We start from the raw sequence: 14631 nt of genomic DNA on the forward strand, positions 1-14631 counted from the left end.
TTAATTAAAATTTAACTTACTTTTTAATTAGCTTAAATTCATCGACACGCACTTCCGTTTGCTTGCCAATATCACCAGAGGAAATTTTAGTGCCATCATTCAAATGTAATTTGGCATAGACTGTCGCGCTTGTATTTGAACCCGAATTAAAGTCCATTTTTACTTGGCGGAAACTTTTCTTCACTTCACCTTTTGGCGCAGAAGCTAAGTCTTTAATATGTACCATTTGTGATTTAATTGGTTTACCTGATGCATCAAGTACACCAAATTCGACTTGAGAAATTGAATTTTCACCTTTGCTATCTTGCATATAAAATGAATATTCATAATTAGAATTTGCTTCTAGCGTCACTTGTTGGTGAATTCCAGGTGTTGCACTGAAGTCATCGCCTTTGTCAATAAAACGAAAACGCGCTGAACCTTCATCGCCAAAAGCTGTATCTTTTGAACTGCCTACATCACCCTTGCCTGCATTTTTGTCTGCGTCTTTTACCCAAACATCGCTTTTACTTTGGTTTGCACGAAACTCTGAAAACTGTGGATCTTGGATGAGATTGTTTGCATCCGCAGCAATAGAAAGGCTAGAAAATCCAGCTACAGAAGCAGCAATTAAAAGTGTAAGAGGTAATTTTTTCATTATCATTATCCTTAAGTGATCACGTTTTGTTTTGTAATATAATATGATACAGGACCGATTAATCAAGGTGATATAGATCGCAAAAATGCTTCATTAAACACACACAATAATCATAACATACTGATATAAATAGGATTATATAATTTTACACAGAAATGACATTGCTAAATAGAAAGACTTAAATATGACGCACATCTCAATATTATAATAGTACTTAATAATTTTAAGTTGAAAAAATATATCTAATATTGAAAACTTCAAAATTATTTATAAATAATCAGATTTTATTTATTATATTTGAAACCTAAGTATTCGAATTTAAAAGCAAAAGGAGCAACTTAGCCCTTTTAAATCATTAGTTTTAAGCTATTTTTGATCTTGAAATGAGTAATAACTAATAGATTGAATACTCTGAAAAGATTTATGCAGAATTAAGAAAATAAAAATCGCTATCAAAGTAGTAAATTGAATGAGCTTTCTGTATATACATTTCTTGAACATATTATTTTCCTTTTCAAAGAAGCAAATTATATTTCTTTTTATATTTAGATTTAAGATGACTTATTGGCTGAGGGAATACTTAATTTGTATTATAATAATATACTGAACTGTCTATTCAAGATGATATGGATCGCAAAATATAGTCTATATATTTATAGATCAAGCAAACCATTGTTACTTAATGAAATAAAAGTCATGAGCGAGGAAACTCAAAGAAGTCAGAGATTACTTAAGTATGAAGTCTATCGCAATTCATCCCTATGCTGATAGTTAGCAAAAGCTTTTAGGCATAAAAAAAGAGCACAACGGCTCCTTTTAATAAATAAGAGTAAATAAATTTTTAGCTTTCTATATCAAAGCCAAAATGAAGATATGCACGCTCGGTTGCAATCCGGCCTCTTGGGGTACGCTGCAGATATCCTTGCTGGATTAAATACGGCTCAATCACATCTTCAATGGTATCTTTTTCTTCGCCTATTGCTGCGGCAAGGTTATCTAAACCCACTGGCCCGCCAGAGAATTTTTCAATAATCGCGCTTAAAAGCTTTCTATCCATGTAATCAAAGCCTTGGGTATCGACATCAAGCATGTTGAGCGCTGCATCAGCAATATCTTGGCTGATATGTCCATCTGACTTCACTTGGGCAAAGTCTCGTACACGGCGTAACAAACGGTTGGCGATACGTGGCGTACCGCGAGCACGGCGGGCGACTTCTAACGCACCTTCATCCGACATATCAAGCCCTAAACAATCTGCGCTGCGCTTGACGATAAACTGCAAATCTTCCACTTTATAGTATTCAAGGCGTTGGACGATGCCAAAACGATCACGCAGTGGTGAGGTGAGCGATCCCGCACGCGTGGTTGCCCCAATTAAGGTAAAAGGTGGCAGATCAATTTTGATGGAACGCGCGGCAGGCCCTTCGCCTATCATAATATCGAGCTGATAGTCTTCCATTGCCGGATATAAAATCTCTTCGACAACTGGGCTTAAACGGTGAATTTCATCAATAAAGAGGATGTCGTTTTCTTCAAGATTGGTTAAAAGCGCGGCTAAGTCCCCTGCTTTTTCTAATACTGGGCCTGAAGTGGTGCGGATATTGACTTCCATTTCATTGGCGACAATGCCGGCTAGTGTGGTTTTACCTAAACCAGGAGGACCAAAAACAAGCAGGTGATCAAGCGGTTCATCTCGCATTTGCGCAGCTTGGATAAAGATTTCCATTTGCGCTTTGACTTGATCTTGACCACGGTAGTCTTGGAGTTTTTTCGGACGGATCGCGCGATCAATCACTTCTTCTTCACGAAAATTTGGGTTATCGGGTGCGATAAGGCGATCCGCTTCTATCATTGGGGTTTCCTAAAAATTATTTCCTAAGATAAACAAAAGGTGTCTACAAACCGTTGAGCAAAGTGAACACCAAAGAGGATGTGCATAAGTTCCACAAAGACGCTCAAGGCATCCATGCGCGCTATGACTTGCACATCCTTGTGCAAGTAAATCTTTGTTCCACTTAACGCACAACCTCTTTTGTCAAAATGCTCGCAAACCTAGAGCATAGATTTCAAAGCTTCTTTAATCAAATCTTCCGCGCTCATATCCGCTTTAGCAATTTGTTTAATCACTTTGGCAGCAGTAGCTGGTTTATAGCCAAGTGATTCCAGTGCGCTCAACGCTTCTTCTTGCGCATTTTGTTCACCAAGGACGGCGTGCGTATCCACAAGTGGTTGATTAAATAAGTCTTGCGTGACCCAGCCTTTGAGGCGATCGCGCATTTCAATCACTAAGCGCTCTGCTGTTTTCTTCCCAACGCCTGGCAGTTTAATTAGCGAGCTAATGTCTTCATGTTCAACACAAGTCACAAATTGATTTGCTGTCATGCCAGAAAGAATGCCCAGACCGAGTTTTGGCCCGACACCATTGGCTTTAATCACTTCACGGAAAAGTGCGCGCTCTTTTACTGTATTAAAGCCATATAAAAGCTGCGCATCTTCACGGACCACAAAGTGAGTGTAAACAATGGCTTCTTCACCCACATTGGGTAATTCATAAAAACAGCTCATTGGCATTTGAACTTCATACCCTACCCCAGCGACTTCGATTAAGACTTCTGGTGGCTGTTTTTCAATTATTACGCCTCGTAAACGACCTATCACGATTTTATTCCTTAATTGAGCAATGTTTGCTGCTTCTTGCAAACCAATGAGCAGGGTTCACTCCCCTACTCAAATGAAATATATTTAATCTTATATACTAGCTAGAATACTTGTTAACTGTGTAAATATCCAGTAAAAAATCAGCGATAACGCCCGCGCCTTGCCCCTGTCGCCTTACCCGCCATTGCCACCAAAGTTTTGTTCGTATTCGCATGACAAATCGCCACACCTAAGGCATCCGCTGCATCGGCTTGCGGTCGTGCAGGGAGTTTAAGCATAGACATCACCATATGCTGAACTTGGGTTTTATCCGCACCGCCCGTGCCTGTCACCGACTGTTTAATTAGCCTTGCTGCATATTCATAGACAGGTAAATCCGCATTCACCGCTGCAACAATAGCGCTGCCCCGCGCTTGCCCAAGCTTTAATGCCGAGCTGGCATTTTTTGCCATAAAGACTTCTTCGATGGCAAACACATCGGGCTGAAATTGGGTGATGATCTCACTTACCCCAGCGTAAATTTGTCTCAACCGGCCGGGAAGCTCTTTTTCACTCATGCGGATGCAGCCACTACCTAAATATTGCAAGTGGCGGCCATTTTGCGCAATCACGCCGTAGCCTGTGATCCGCGAGCCGGGATCGATCCCTAAAATAATAGTCATAAAATTATCTTGCGCTAAAAACTAAAGAAAAGCCAATCGCCCACATCATACAGCCAACAATAAACTCAAGTATCTTCCATGCTTTCGGTTTTTGAAAAACTGGCGCTAATAAGCGTGCGCCATAGCCTAAGCTAAAGAAAAATATAAAAGAGGCTGACACTGCGCCAATCGCAAATTGCATTTGATGCGGCTGATATTGGGTTGAGATAGAGCCTAGCAATACGACTGTATCTAAATACACATGCGGATTTAACCAAGTGAACGCTAAACAAATCAAAATCGATTTTAGCGCGCTTTGCGTCGATTCTTGATTCAAATCGAGTTGATGGCTTTGCGTAAAGGCACTTTTAAAACTTAAAAAGCCATATACAAACAAAAAGATAGCGCCAGCGTAGCGTGCAAAAGATTCAATTTGTGGGTGTGCTTGGATGATTTTACCAAACCCTGCGACCCCAAGGGAGATTAAAATCGCATCCGATAACGCGCACACAAGACAAATTAAAAACACATGTTGATGTTTTAAGCCCTGCTTAATCACAAAAGCATTTTGTGAGCCGATGGCTAAGATCAAAGAAAGTCCGAGCGTAAAGCCCGAAACATAGGTACTTAACATTTAATTCTTCCCTGATAAAAAACCCACACCAAATTCATGGCATGGGCTTATATTTTTAAAGCTAAAACACGCTTAGATTATGCGTCAGCGTCTTTTTTTGCTTCACGTACACTAATCGCAAGCTCTTCCAACGCCGCAGGGTTTGCTGCGCTTGGCGCATTGGTCATCAGACATGCTGCTGCGGTTGTTTTCGGGAAGGCAATCACGTCACGGATGTTTTCAGTGCCGCAAAGTAGCATCACTAATCGATCCAGACCAAATGCAAGGCCAGCGTGTGGTGGTGTGCCGTATTTTAAAGCGTCAAGCAAGAAGCCAAATTTAAGTTGCTGCTCGCTTTCATCAATGCCAAGGATATCAAACACAGTTGCTTGCATTTCACCGCTGTGGATACGCACTGAACCACCACCGACTTCATAGCCGTTTAAAACCATGTCGTATGCATTTGAATTCACGCCCGCAGGGTTCGCTTTTAGCTCTTCTGGGGTCACGCCTAGTGGTGAGGTGAATGGGTGGTGCATGGCATGTAAGTTGCCTTCGTCATCTTCTTCAAACATTGGGAAGTCAACAACCCAAAGCGGTTTCCATGCATTCAGATCCGTAATTTCAAGATCTAGACCAATCTTCAGACGCAATGCGCCAAGCGCTTCCGCCACAACATTTGCTTTGTCTGCGCCAAATAGGATGATGTCGCCAGTTTTAGCATTGGTACGCGCTAAAATGCCGTTGATCACATCAGCAGATAGGAACTTAGCCACTGGCGATTGAACGCCTTCTGCGCCTGCATCGATGTCGTTAACCTTCATCCATGCCAAACCTTTCGCGCCATAGATTTCAACAAACTTGCCATATTCATCAATTTGCTTACGTGAAAGTGATGCGCCACCCGGTACACAAAGCACAGCTACGCGGCCTTTTTCATCATTTGCTGGGCTGCTGAATACTTTAAATTCAACATCTTTCACAAGATCAGCCACATCAATCAGTTCAAGTGGGTTACGTAAGTCTGGTTTATCAGAACCAAAACGACGCATCGCTTCTGCAAACGTCATGGTTGGGAACTGACCAAGTTCAACGTCTAAAAGCTCTTTCCACATATCGTGAACCATGCCTTCAGTGATTTCACGCACTTGATCTGCGCTCAAGAAAGAAGTTTCGATATCGATTTGAGTAAATTCAGGTTGACGGTCAGCGCGTAAGTCTTCATCACGGAAGCATTTTACGATTTGATAATAACGGTCAAAACCAGACATCATCAGCAATTGTTTAAATAGCTGTGGTGATTGTGGCAAAGCATAGAAGCTGCCTTTGTGAACACGGCTTGGCACCAAGTAGTCACGTGCGCCTTCTGGCGTTGCTTTAGTCAGCACTGGGGTTTCGATATCAAGGAAACCATGCTCATCTAAATAACGACGAACAAAGCTTGATGCGCGTGCACGCAGTTTAATGCGATCGCTCATTTCAGGGCGACGCAAATCAAGGTAGCGGTATTTTAGACGCTGCTCTTCTGAGTTCACTTGGTTAAAATCAAGTGGCAAAGCTTCTGAGCGGTTGATGATTTCAAGGCCAGTGGCAAGGACTTCAACTTCACCCGTTGCCATGTCTTTGTTGATTTGGCTTTCTGGGCGTGCGCGCACTTCACCCACAAGTTTGATACAAAATTCATTACGCAGTTGGTTCGCAGTTGCGAAGATTTCCGTCATATCCGGGTCAACAACGACCTGTACGATCCCTTCACGATCTCGCATGTCGATAAAAATCAGACCACCTAGGTCACGACGACGGTTCACCCAACCACAAAGCTCAACGCTCTGTCCTGCTAAAGACTTGTTTAATTGACCACAATACTGGGTACGCATAATGAATTTCCCAATTTCTAATTAGAAGTTATACCAAATCTAAAGCGTCAATGCTTTGCGCTCTAGATCAAAAATTTTCAATCCCCTATTTATACTTGGAACAGGCAAAAAAATCGACCTTTGTCATAAGAAAAAGCGGTTTTTAAGTATATATTTTCTGATACAGGTTTTTTTTAGTTATTTTTTAATCAAATTCGCGCATTTTCTTCTCTCTTCTTTGATTCTGCTTTATATCTTATTGGACAATAAAACTGATTGGCTTAAAATATGCGTTTTATAAGACGAACCAAACGAGCCAAACATGAGCCAACGTGACCAAATATTTTCTGCGCCGATTGAAAAAATGGGCGATTTCCAATTTGATGAAAAAGTTGTAGAAGTCTTTCCAGACATGATCCAACGCTCGGTGCCGGGCTATAGCAATATTATTTCGGCTATTGGCATGTTGGCGCAGCGTTATGTCAAAACGGGCACGAATATTTATGATCTCGGCTGCTCGCTGGGCGCGGCAACTTTATCTATGCGTCGTCATATTGATCAAGAAAACTGCCAAATCATCGCTGTGGATAATTCGAGCGCTATGGTTGAGCGTTGTAAGTTACACATTGAAGCTTATCGCGCAGACACGCCGGTTGAGGTGATTGAAGCGGATATTCGCGAAATCGAGATTAAAAATGCATCAATGGTGGTGCTGAATTTCACTTTGCAGTTTTTAGCCCCTGAAGATAGATATGCGCTGCTTGAGAAGGTCTATCAAGGCTTAAATAAAGGCGGCATTTTGGTCTTGTCTGAAAAGTATATCTTTGAAGATGAGGCTTCGCATGAATTATTGATTGATTTGCACCATGATTTTAAGCGTGCCAATGGGTATAGCGAGCTTGAAATCAGTCAAAAACGTAGTGCGATTGAGCATGTGATGCGCCCTGATAGTATTCAAACTCATAAAGAGCGTTTTGCTAAAATTGGCTTTAGTTCGTCTGAGGTTTGGTTTCAGTGCTTTAACTTTGGCTCTATGTTTGCAATTAAATAATCTATACCTTTTATATTTGAAGCTGCAACTGCGTTAACTGCGCTAATTCGACCGAGTCATATATTTTTTGGGTCGATGTTTGCAATGACGTAGTCTTAACTCAAAGTAATGATCGCTAAAAATTTAGCTCAAATGAGTAGTAAGGATAGACTTTTGAAAAGGCGCTTAAACCATCCATGGGCGCTCATAAAAATACATCCATGTATTTTTATGCTTTTCTCCAGTCTATTCCTCACTCCTCATCTTAAATCAAGCTTTCGCTTCAAAATAAAAAATAACATTCACCACTTTCACCCTTATATTAAGACACACATATGTTTAACTTTGCTAACTTTTACCAAATCATTGCGCAAGACACTCGCCTGCAACACTGGCTCAACACCCTGCCACAGCAGCTTACCGACTGGCAAAATGCCGAACACGGTGACTTTGCACGTTGGCTCAAAGCATTAGATAAAATCCCAAGTGATACGCCAGATATCATCGAGCTCAAAGAGCAAGTAAAAGTTGCCAATCATGCACCGCTGGCCCAAGGTGAATTGAAAAAACTCGAAAACCTATTGCGCACCTTCCACCCTTGGCGCAAAGGCCCATTTGACATGCATGGGATTGAAATTGAAACGGAATGGCGCTCAGATTGGAAATGGGATCGCCTGCTGCCGCATATTTCTGATCTCACCAATCGTCATGTGCTCGATGTCGGTTGTGGCAATGGTTATCATATGTGGCGCATGCTTGGCGCTGGCGCGCGCTTTTGTGTCGGCATCGACCCATCACACCTTTTCTTAATTCAGTTTGAAGCCATTCGCAAACTCATGGGCAATGATCAGCGTATTCATCACTTGCCTCTAGGGATTGAACAACTACCAACACTTGAAGCCTTTGATACTGTCTTTAGTATGGGTGTGTTGTATCATAGAAAATCACCGATTGAGCATTTAGAACAGCTTAAAAACCAGTTAGTTGCAGGCGGCGAGCTGATCCTTGAAACCTTAGTGATTGAAGGGGATGAAAACGCAGTTCTGGTGCCTTTTGATCGCTACGCACAAATGCGCAATGTGTACTTCTTCCCATCAGCTAAAGCGTTAAAAGTTTGGTTAGAAAAAGTTGGCTTTGTGAATGTTCGCATTGTAGATGAAAACGTCACCAGCCTTGATGAGCAGCGCACCACTTCGTGGATGACCCACAACTCATTGCCTGATTATGTTGATCCAAATGATCCAAGTAAAACCATTGAAGGCTATCCAGCACCACGTCGCGCTATTTTAATTGCCAACAAACCGAATTAAAAACTAACATTTAACAAATGACATCAAGCAAACCATTGAGTTAGCTATGCCTTTAACATATATTTAACCTTGATTGATTTGCACTTGATTAAAAATGAAACAATTGCGCTTTTAAAAACCTTTTTTTGGTGAATTTCGAGTTAAAAGATATAAATATGCTTCTACAATCAAGGCGTAAAGGTGTAAACTCTTATAAATATCATTGGATTGAATACCCAGTTGATTGCACTGATATAAGCACCATCTTATTCAACGCGCAGCAACTGGGTTTATAACTAAATAAAAATAGCTTAAGGAAAAATTATGACGTCACGCGTGCCATTTTATTTTCTCATTGCCATACTTGTAATCACAGGTGTGACTTTGAGCATTATGCGCCACCAAGATTATGGGGTGCCTTGGACTCCGGGCGAATCTCGACAAGTTTGGGATGTTGAAGCTCTGATTGAATTTGAAGCCAAAGGCGATGCAGTAAAAGTTTCACTTGCTGCGCCGGCAACACAAAAAGGCTTCACACTTGTTGAAGAAAGCGCATCGTCTCCAGGTTACGGCTTATCTTATGTCGATACAGACAGTGGCCGTCGCGCTGAATGGTCGATTAACAAAGCTAGCGGCACGCAAAACATCTATTACAAAACTCAATTCTTAGTTGATCCCAACGCAAAATCACAAATTATCCCACCAGTTGAAGATGAATTCCCTGAAGTGGCATTTACTGGCCCACAAGAGTCAGCTGTTGTAGCTATTTTAGAGCAAGCAACTCAGCGCTCAGCGGATAACGTCACCTTTGCACGTGAAGTGATCAAGCAATTAAATGATGAAGATAACCAAAATGCATCGCTGCTGTTAGATGACATGTCTAAATCACAAGCTATGGTTAACTTATTGTCACTGTCTGAAATTCACAGCAAAACGGTTGGTGTTGTGGTGCTTGAAGATGGTCGTCGTCGTCAATCAGTGATGCCTATGGTTGAAGTTTGGGATGGCAATGTCTGGCAACTGTTTAACCCTGATTTAGAAAGCGCGGAAACTATTGATCCGAAAAACCTATTGGTTTGGGATGAATCAAATGTTTCACTGCTTGATGTGATTGGCGGTAAAAATTCTAAAGTTCTGTTCTCTATGATCAAGCAAAACGTTACCCCGAGCGTGGCTACGGATCAAAAAGTGATTGCAGACAACCTGCTTAACTTCTCTATTCATAGCTTGCCACTTGAAGAGCAATCTATGTTTAAAACTATTATGCTGATCCCTATCGGCGCACTAATTGTTGTGTTCCTACGCGTACTGATTGGTCTGAAAACATCTGGTACTTTCATGCCAGTACTGATCGCCGTAGCTTTCGTACAAACTCAATTAGTCACAGGTATTGTTGGTTTCTTATTGATTGTCGGTACTGGTTTGGTGATTCGCGGTTACCTCTCCAAGCTCAACCTGCTCTTGGTGGCAAGGATATCTGCGGTGATCATCACGGTTATCTTGATTATCTCAGTGTTCACGATCGTTGCCTTTAACATGGGTCTGCAAGAAGGTTTAACCATTACTTTCTTCCCTATGATCATCCTTTCTTGGACCATTGAACGTATGTCGATTCTGTGGGAAGAAGAAGGCGCGAAAGAAGTCTTTATGCAAGGCGGTGGCTCGCTACTGACTGCGGTATTTGTTTACCTTGCAATGACCAATGATTATGTTCAACACATTACCTTTAACTTTATTGGTACTCAGTTCATTATCTTAGCTTGTATCTTAGCCCTAGGTAACTACACTGGTTATCGTTTAACCGAGCTGCGCCGCTTTAAACCACTTGCGGAGGACTAAAGTATGTTTGAGAACTTTACCTCACCGAGTAAGTTAAAAGCCAAAGGCATTATGGGCATGAACAAGCGTAATGGTCACTATATTGGCCGTTACAATGATCGCTCAAAATACCCTTTGGTGGATGATAAGCTCAAGACTAAAATCATCGCTCAGCAACATGGCGCAACAGTGCCTAAGCTCATCGGCGTGATTGGTCAACAAGCAGAAGTACGCCGCATTCATGAGATGGTCAAAGACTGGCCAGGCTTTGTGATTAAACCTGCGCAAGGCAGTGGCGGTAAAGGTATTTTAGTTATCGTCAAACACAAAGACGGTGTGTATGTGAAACCTTCAGGTCAAGAAATTGGCAAAGAAGACGTCGAACGTCATATCTCTAACTCACTTGCGGGGCTGTTCTCGCTTGGGGGTAAAAATGATGTGGCGGTAGTCGAAAACTTAATCCAGTTTGATGATGAAGCTTTTGAAGGCTTTAGCTATGAAGGCGTGCCAGATATTCGCGTGATTGTGTTTAAAGGCTACCCTGTGATGGCAATGATGCGCTGCTCAACGGCTGCATCAGATGGCAAAGCCAACCTTCACCAAGGCGCAGTAGGCGTAGGGATTGATATTGCGACAGGTAAAGCTGTGCGCGCGGTGCAATTTGACCGCCCTATTACCCATCACCCTGATACAGGTCGCGCACTTTCTGAGCTTCAGGTGCCAGATTGGGAGCGCCTGCTAACTTTAGCCTCAAGTGCTTGGGAAATGACAGGTCTTGGCTATATGGGTACAGATATGGTGCTGGATAAGCACGAAGGCCCTATGGTGCTTGAGCTAAACGCGCGCCCAGGTCTTGCGATTCAAATTGCCAATGGCGCAGGTTTATTGCCTCGCCTACAACATATCGAAAATATGGGCGTCCCAGCAGAATATCCAAAACCTGCTGAGCGTGTGGCATATTCTGCGCAGCAATTCGGCGCCAAGCCGCTATTTTTTGAAGAGTAATCCTCTACTATACTCAAAATAGTTGGAATTGCAGCAAGGCAACAAGCAAGGAACCCCTAGGAGCATATAAGAATATGTGACTAGGGTGACGCAGAGCAGTTAACGCCGCTGCAGTTTCAAATATGAAGAGTATATAAAAATAGTTTTTAATGCCCCAAATAATAAAAGACTTCCTTGAATACTCTTGGAAGTCTTTTTTATTATCTAAGCATGATACTTTGCATCAATAAAGTTAATTTTATAATAAGCCTAACGCTTCTTTATAATGCTCGCGACACACGGATTCATATCTATCATTGCCACCAATCGCTACTTGATCGCCATGAGACACTGCTTTGTGGTTCTCATCTAAACGCAATACCATGTTGGCTTTACGTCCACAGTGACAGATGGTTTTAAGTTCGACTAGCTTATCCGCCCAAGCTAGAAGATATTGGCTACCTTCAAATAACTCACCTAAAAAGTCGGTACGAAGACCATAACACAGCACAGGAATATGCAATTTATCAACAACTTGAGTCAACTGAAAAACTTGATCTTTATTTAAAAATTGGCATTCATCTATCATCACGCAATGAATCGGCCCTTGGCTCAGCAATTTTTCAACTTCGTCAAACAGATCAGTTTCAAGATTATATAAATAGGCATCGGCTTTTAAGCCAATCCTTGAACTCACCTTCCCAACTTCATCTCGGTTATCGATTTCTGCCGTGAAAATCACAGGATTCATGCCACGTTCTTGATAGTTAAATGAAGATTGGAGCAAAGTTGTTGATTTACCCGCATTCATTGACGAGTAGTAAAAGTACATTTGTGCCACGGGGCTTTCCTTTAAATCTTTTATTTATAAATATGTTAACTCATAAAAAAAGCCAAGTATAAGACTCAGCTTTTTATATTTTATTCATTATTATACGCAGCGTATTTTATTTACGGCGCCAAGTTGTGCCCTCTGGCCCATCTTCTAAAATAATGCCAAGCTCATTTAGCTTATCACGCGCAAGATCAGCATTAGCCCAATCTTTATTTTCACGCGAGTCATTACGCAGCTTAATTAAGCCTTCAATTTCAGCCACTTCGCTGTCATCTGCGCTGTCACCTTTGAGGAAGGATTCAGGATCTTGATGCAAGATACCCAACACATCACCCAACTCGCGCATTAATGCGCCAAGTGCTGATGCTTTATCCAAATCAGATGTTTTCAGGCGGTTAATTTCACGCGCCATATCAAAGAGTACAGAGTAAGCTTCTGGCGTGTTGAAATCATCATTCATAGCTTGGCTGAATTTTTCGATAAACTCGCTGCCACCAGCTGGCGCTTTGTTTAAATCAAGGCCACGCAATGACGTATATAAACGCTCCAGTGACGCGCGTGCTTGATTTAGGTTCTCTTCGCTATAGTTTAGCTGACTGCGATAATGCCCAGACATCAAGAAATAACGCACAGATTCAGCGTCATAATTGGCTAGAACATCACGAATAGTAAAGAAATTGCCCAAAGATTTAGCCATTTTCTCACGATCAACCATCACCATACCTGAGTGCATCCAAGTATTCACATATGGCGTGTCATGGGCGCAGCAAGATTGTGCAATTTCATTTTCATGGTGTGGGAACTGAAGATCAGAGCCGCCACCGTGAATATCAAAGTGATCACCTAAAATAGCTTTGTTCATTGCAGAACATTCGATGTGCCAACCTGGGCGACCTTCCCCCCATGGCGATGGCCATGCAGGTTCACCTTCTTTTGACATTTTCCACAACACAAAATCCATTGGACTGCGTTTTGCGGTTTCAATATCAACGCGCGCGCCTGCTTGCAACATATCTAGATCTTGACCAGATAGCTTGCCGTATTCTGCAAACTTCTTCACTTCAAACATCACATCGCCGTTGTCAGCAACATAAGCAAAATCACGCTCAATCAAGCGTTCAACTAAAGTGATGATGTCTGCGATATGATGAGTCGCTCTTGGCTCTACATCCGGACGTTTAATATTAAGCGCATCAAAATCTTGATGCATCTCACCAATTAAACGCTCAGTTAAGCTTTCACATGATTCGCCATTTTCAGCAGCACGTTTGATAATTTTATCGTCAATGTCCGTAATATTACGAACAAAAGTTAGATCTAACCCAACATAGCGCAAGTAGCGCGAGATCACATCAAAGGCAACAAAAGTACGACCATGACCAATATGGCAGAGATCGTAAATGGTTACTCCACATACATACATGCTTACTTTGCCAGCATGAATGGGCTTGAATTCTTCTTTTTGTCGAGTCAGAGAGTTATATATTTTAAGCATGGCTATCGATTCTTTTCAGATATTTAACTTTGCTTAATTATACGCAAACCCAAACCGAAGTCGATAAAATCTTACTTTTAAACACCTGAAAAAACATTCTAGGTGAAAGATTAAGCAAGAGTTCGACTTGGCTTCAAACCGATCTCGTCAGGTTTTGAATCTGAGGCAACTTATTATAGAATGAGCATTCTTATTTTTTCGTGATAACACAAAGGATCAACAATGATTACTTTACATACAAACTTCGGTGACATTTCTGTAAACCTACTTGAAGACAAAGCACCGGAAACTTGTGCAAACTTTCTTCAATATTGCAAAGATGGTTTTTATGACAACACTCTTTTTCACCGTGTGATCGATGGTTTCATGATCCAAGGTGGTGGTATGACTTCAGGATTGAAAGAAAAGAACACACGTGCGCCAATCAAAAATGAAGCAAATAACGGCCTAAGCAACAAAGTTGGCACCCTAGCTATGGCACGTACGATGGAACCACATTCAGCAAGTTCTCAGTTTTTCATCAATGTGAATGACAACACTTTCCTAGATTTTCGCTCTGAATCTTTAGATGGTTGGGGTTATTGCGTGTTTGCTGAAGTTGCAGAGGGCATGGACGTAGTAAACAAAATCAAAGGTGTGGATACTGGTTCTATGGGCATGCACCAAGACGTGCCACTAGAAGAAGTTGTGATCACAGGCGTAACTATCGCTTAATCACATCACATGCTGATTTAAATATTTTAAATCTTTTTACTTGCTAAAACCGTTTTTGCTT

The 14631-nt window shown here is 41.7% G+C and carries 13 protein-coding genes; 5 read left to right on the forward strand and 8 right to left on the reverse strand.

Annotation, left to right across the window (positions count from 1 at the left end):
* Positions 1 to 16: 16 nt before the first annotated feature.
* The 6 genes from AC2VOY_RS02075 to aspS all read right to left on the reverse strand — a co-directional run bounded on the left by AC2VOY_RS02075 (position 17) and on the right by aspS (position 6426).
* Entirely contained in the window at positions 17 to 637 is a 621-nt protein-coding gene (locus tag AC2VOY_RS02075; protein ID WP_491831983.1) for a hypothetical protein, read from the reverse strand.
* An 841-nt stretch (positions 638 to 1478) separates the two neighbouring features.
* Positions 1479 to 2489 (reverse strand): Holliday junction branch migration DNA helicase RuvB, encoded by a 1011-nt coding sequence (gene ruvB, locus AC2VOY_RS02080; RefSeq protein WP_491831984.1) that lies wholly within the window; start codon positions 2487 to 2489, stop codon positions 1479 to 1481.
* Between the two features lie 200 nt (positions 2490 to 2689).
* On the reverse strand, positions 2690 to 3295 hold the full coding sequence (ruvA, locus tag AC2VOY_RS02085; protein ID WP_491831985.1) for a Holliday junction branch migration protein RuvA: 606 nt from the start codon (positions 3293 to 3295) through the stop codon (positions 2690 to 2692).
* 140 nt (positions 3296 to 3435) lie between these two features.
* Positions 3436 to 3957 carry a crossover junction endodeoxyribonuclease RuvC gene (ruvC, locus tag AC2VOY_RS02090; protein ID WP_491831986.1) on the reverse strand — a complete coding sequence of 174 codons (522 nt, stop codon included), beginning with the start codon at positions 3955 to 3957 and terminating at the stop codon, positions 3436 to 3438.
* A gap of 4 nt (positions 3958 to 3961) precedes the next feature.
* The gene (locus AC2VOY_RS02095; protein ID WP_491831987.1) at positions 3962 to 4570 is read right to left on the reverse strand and encodes a LysE/ArgO family amino acid transporter; all 609 of its coding nucleotides are present in this window, start codon (positions 4568 to 4570) and stop codon (positions 3962 to 3964) included.
* A 77-nt stretch (positions 4571 to 4647) separates the two neighbouring features.
* Positions 4648 to 6426 (reverse strand): aspartate--tRNA ligase, encoded by a 1779-nt coding sequence (aspS, locus tag AC2VOY_RS02100; protein WP_491831988.1) that lies wholly within the window; start codon positions 6424 to 6426, stop codon positions 4648 to 4650.
* A 301-nt stretch (positions 6427 to 6727) separates the two neighbouring features.
* Here aspS and cmoA point away from each other — a divergent pair, with 301 nt between their 5' ends.
* The 4 genes from cmoA (at position 6728) to AC2VOY_RS02120 (ending at position 11547) form a co-directional block, all read left to right on the forward strand.
* Positions 6728 to 7456, forward strand: a complete 729-nt coding sequence (cmoA, locus tag AC2VOY_RS02105; protein WP_491831989.1) for a carboxy-S-adenosyl-L-methionine synthase CmoA — start codon at positions 6728 to 6730, stop codon at positions 7454 to 7456.
* A 314-nt stretch (positions 7457 to 7770) separates the two neighbouring features.
* On the forward strand, positions 7771 to 8745 hold the full coding sequence (gene cmoB, locus AC2VOY_RS02110; protein ID WP_491831990.1) for a tRNA 5-methoxyuridine(34)/uridine 5-oxyacetic acid(34) synthase CmoB: 975 nt from the start codon (positions 7771 to 7773) through the stop codon (positions 8743 to 8745).
* 303 nt (positions 8746 to 9048) lie between these two features.
* Positions 9049 to 10563, forward strand: coding sequence for an inactive transglutaminase family protein (locus AC2VOY_RS02115; RefSeq protein ID WP_491831991.1), 1515 nt, complete (start codon positions 9049 to 9051; stop codon positions 10561 to 10563).
* Between the two features lie 3 nt (positions 10564 to 10566).
* Positions 10567 to 11547: an alpha-L-glutamate ligase-like protein gene (locus tag AC2VOY_RS02120; protein WP_491831992.1), complete on the forward strand. Its 981-nt coding sequence runs from the start codon at positions 10567 to 10569 to the stop codon at positions 11545 to 11547.
* Between the two features lie 238 nt (positions 11548 to 11785).
* Here AC2VOY_RS02120 and AC2VOY_RS02125 read toward each other — a convergent pair whose 3' ends face one another.
* Positions 11786 to 12367, reverse strand: coding sequence for a thymidine kinase (locus AC2VOY_RS02125; protein ID WP_491831993.1), 582 nt, complete (start codon positions 12365 to 12367; stop codon positions 11786 to 11788).
* A 106-nt stretch (positions 12368 to 12473) separates the two neighbouring features.
* Positions 12474 to 13856 (reverse strand): cysteine--tRNA ligase, encoded by a 1383-nt coding sequence (gene cysS / locus AC2VOY_RS02130; RefSeq protein WP_491831994.1) that lies wholly within the window; start codon positions 13854 to 13856, stop codon positions 12474 to 12476.
* 222 nt (positions 13857 to 14078) lie between these two features.
* Here cysS and AC2VOY_RS02135 point away from each other — a divergent pair, with 222 nt between their 5' ends.
* A complete protein-coding gene (locus AC2VOY_RS02135; protein WP_491831995.1) occupies positions 14079 to 14570 on the forward strand; it encodes a peptidylprolyl isomerase in 492 nt (163 codons plus the stop codon).
* The last annotated feature ends 61 nt before the right edge of the window (positions 14571 to 14631 follow it).

The sequence above is a fragment of the Vibrio sp. KMM 9700 genome (assembly GCF_058545285.1).

What these genes read in the sequence shown, in the direction of transcription:
- aspS (WP_491831988.1), bottom strand. Translation starts at nt 6,426, where the DNA reads ATGCGTACCCAGTATTGTGGTCAATTAAACAAGTCTTTAGCAGGACAG.
- AC2VOY_RS02120 (WP_491831992.1), top strand. Translation starts at nt 10,567, where the DNA reads ATGTTTGAGAACTTTACCTCACCGAGTAAGTTAAAAGCCAAAGGCATT.
- cmoA (WP_491831989.1), top strand. Translation starts at nt 6,728, where the DNA reads ATGAGCCAACGTGACCAAATATTTTCTGCGCCGATTGAAAAAATGGGC.
- cysS (WP_491831994.1), bottom strand. Translation starts at nt 13,856, where the DNA reads ATGCTTAAAATATATAACTCTCTGACTCGACAAAAAGAAGAATTCAAG.
- cmoB (WP_491831990.1), top strand. Translation starts at nt 7,771, where the DNA reads ATGTTTAACTTTGCTAACTTTTACCAAATCATTGCGCAAGACACTCGC.
- ruvC (WP_491831986.1), bottom strand. Translation starts at nt 3,957, where the DNA reads ATGACTATTATTTTAGGGATCGATCCCGGCTCGCGGATCACAGGCTAC.
- AC2VOY_RS02095 (WP_491831987.1), bottom strand. Translation starts at nt 4,570, where the DNA reads ATGTTAAGTACCTATGTTTCGGGCTTTACGCTCGGACTTTCTTTGATC.
- AC2VOY_RS02135 (WP_491831995.1), top strand. Translation starts at nt 14,079, where the DNA reads ATGATTACTTTACATACAAACTTCGGTGACATTTCTGTAAACCTACTT.
- AC2VOY_RS02115 (WP_491831991.1), top strand. Translation starts at nt 9,049, where the DNA reads ATGACGTCACGCGTGCCATTTTATTTTCTCATTGCCATACTTGTAATC.
- AC2VOY_RS02075 (WP_491831983.1), bottom strand. Translation starts at nt 637, where the DNA reads ATGAAAAAATTACCTCTTACACTTTTAATTGCTGCTTCTGTAGCTGGA.
- ruvB (WP_491831984.1), bottom strand. Translation starts at nt 2,489, where the DNA reads ATGATAGAAGCGGATCGCCTTATCGCACCCGATAACCCAAATTTTCGT.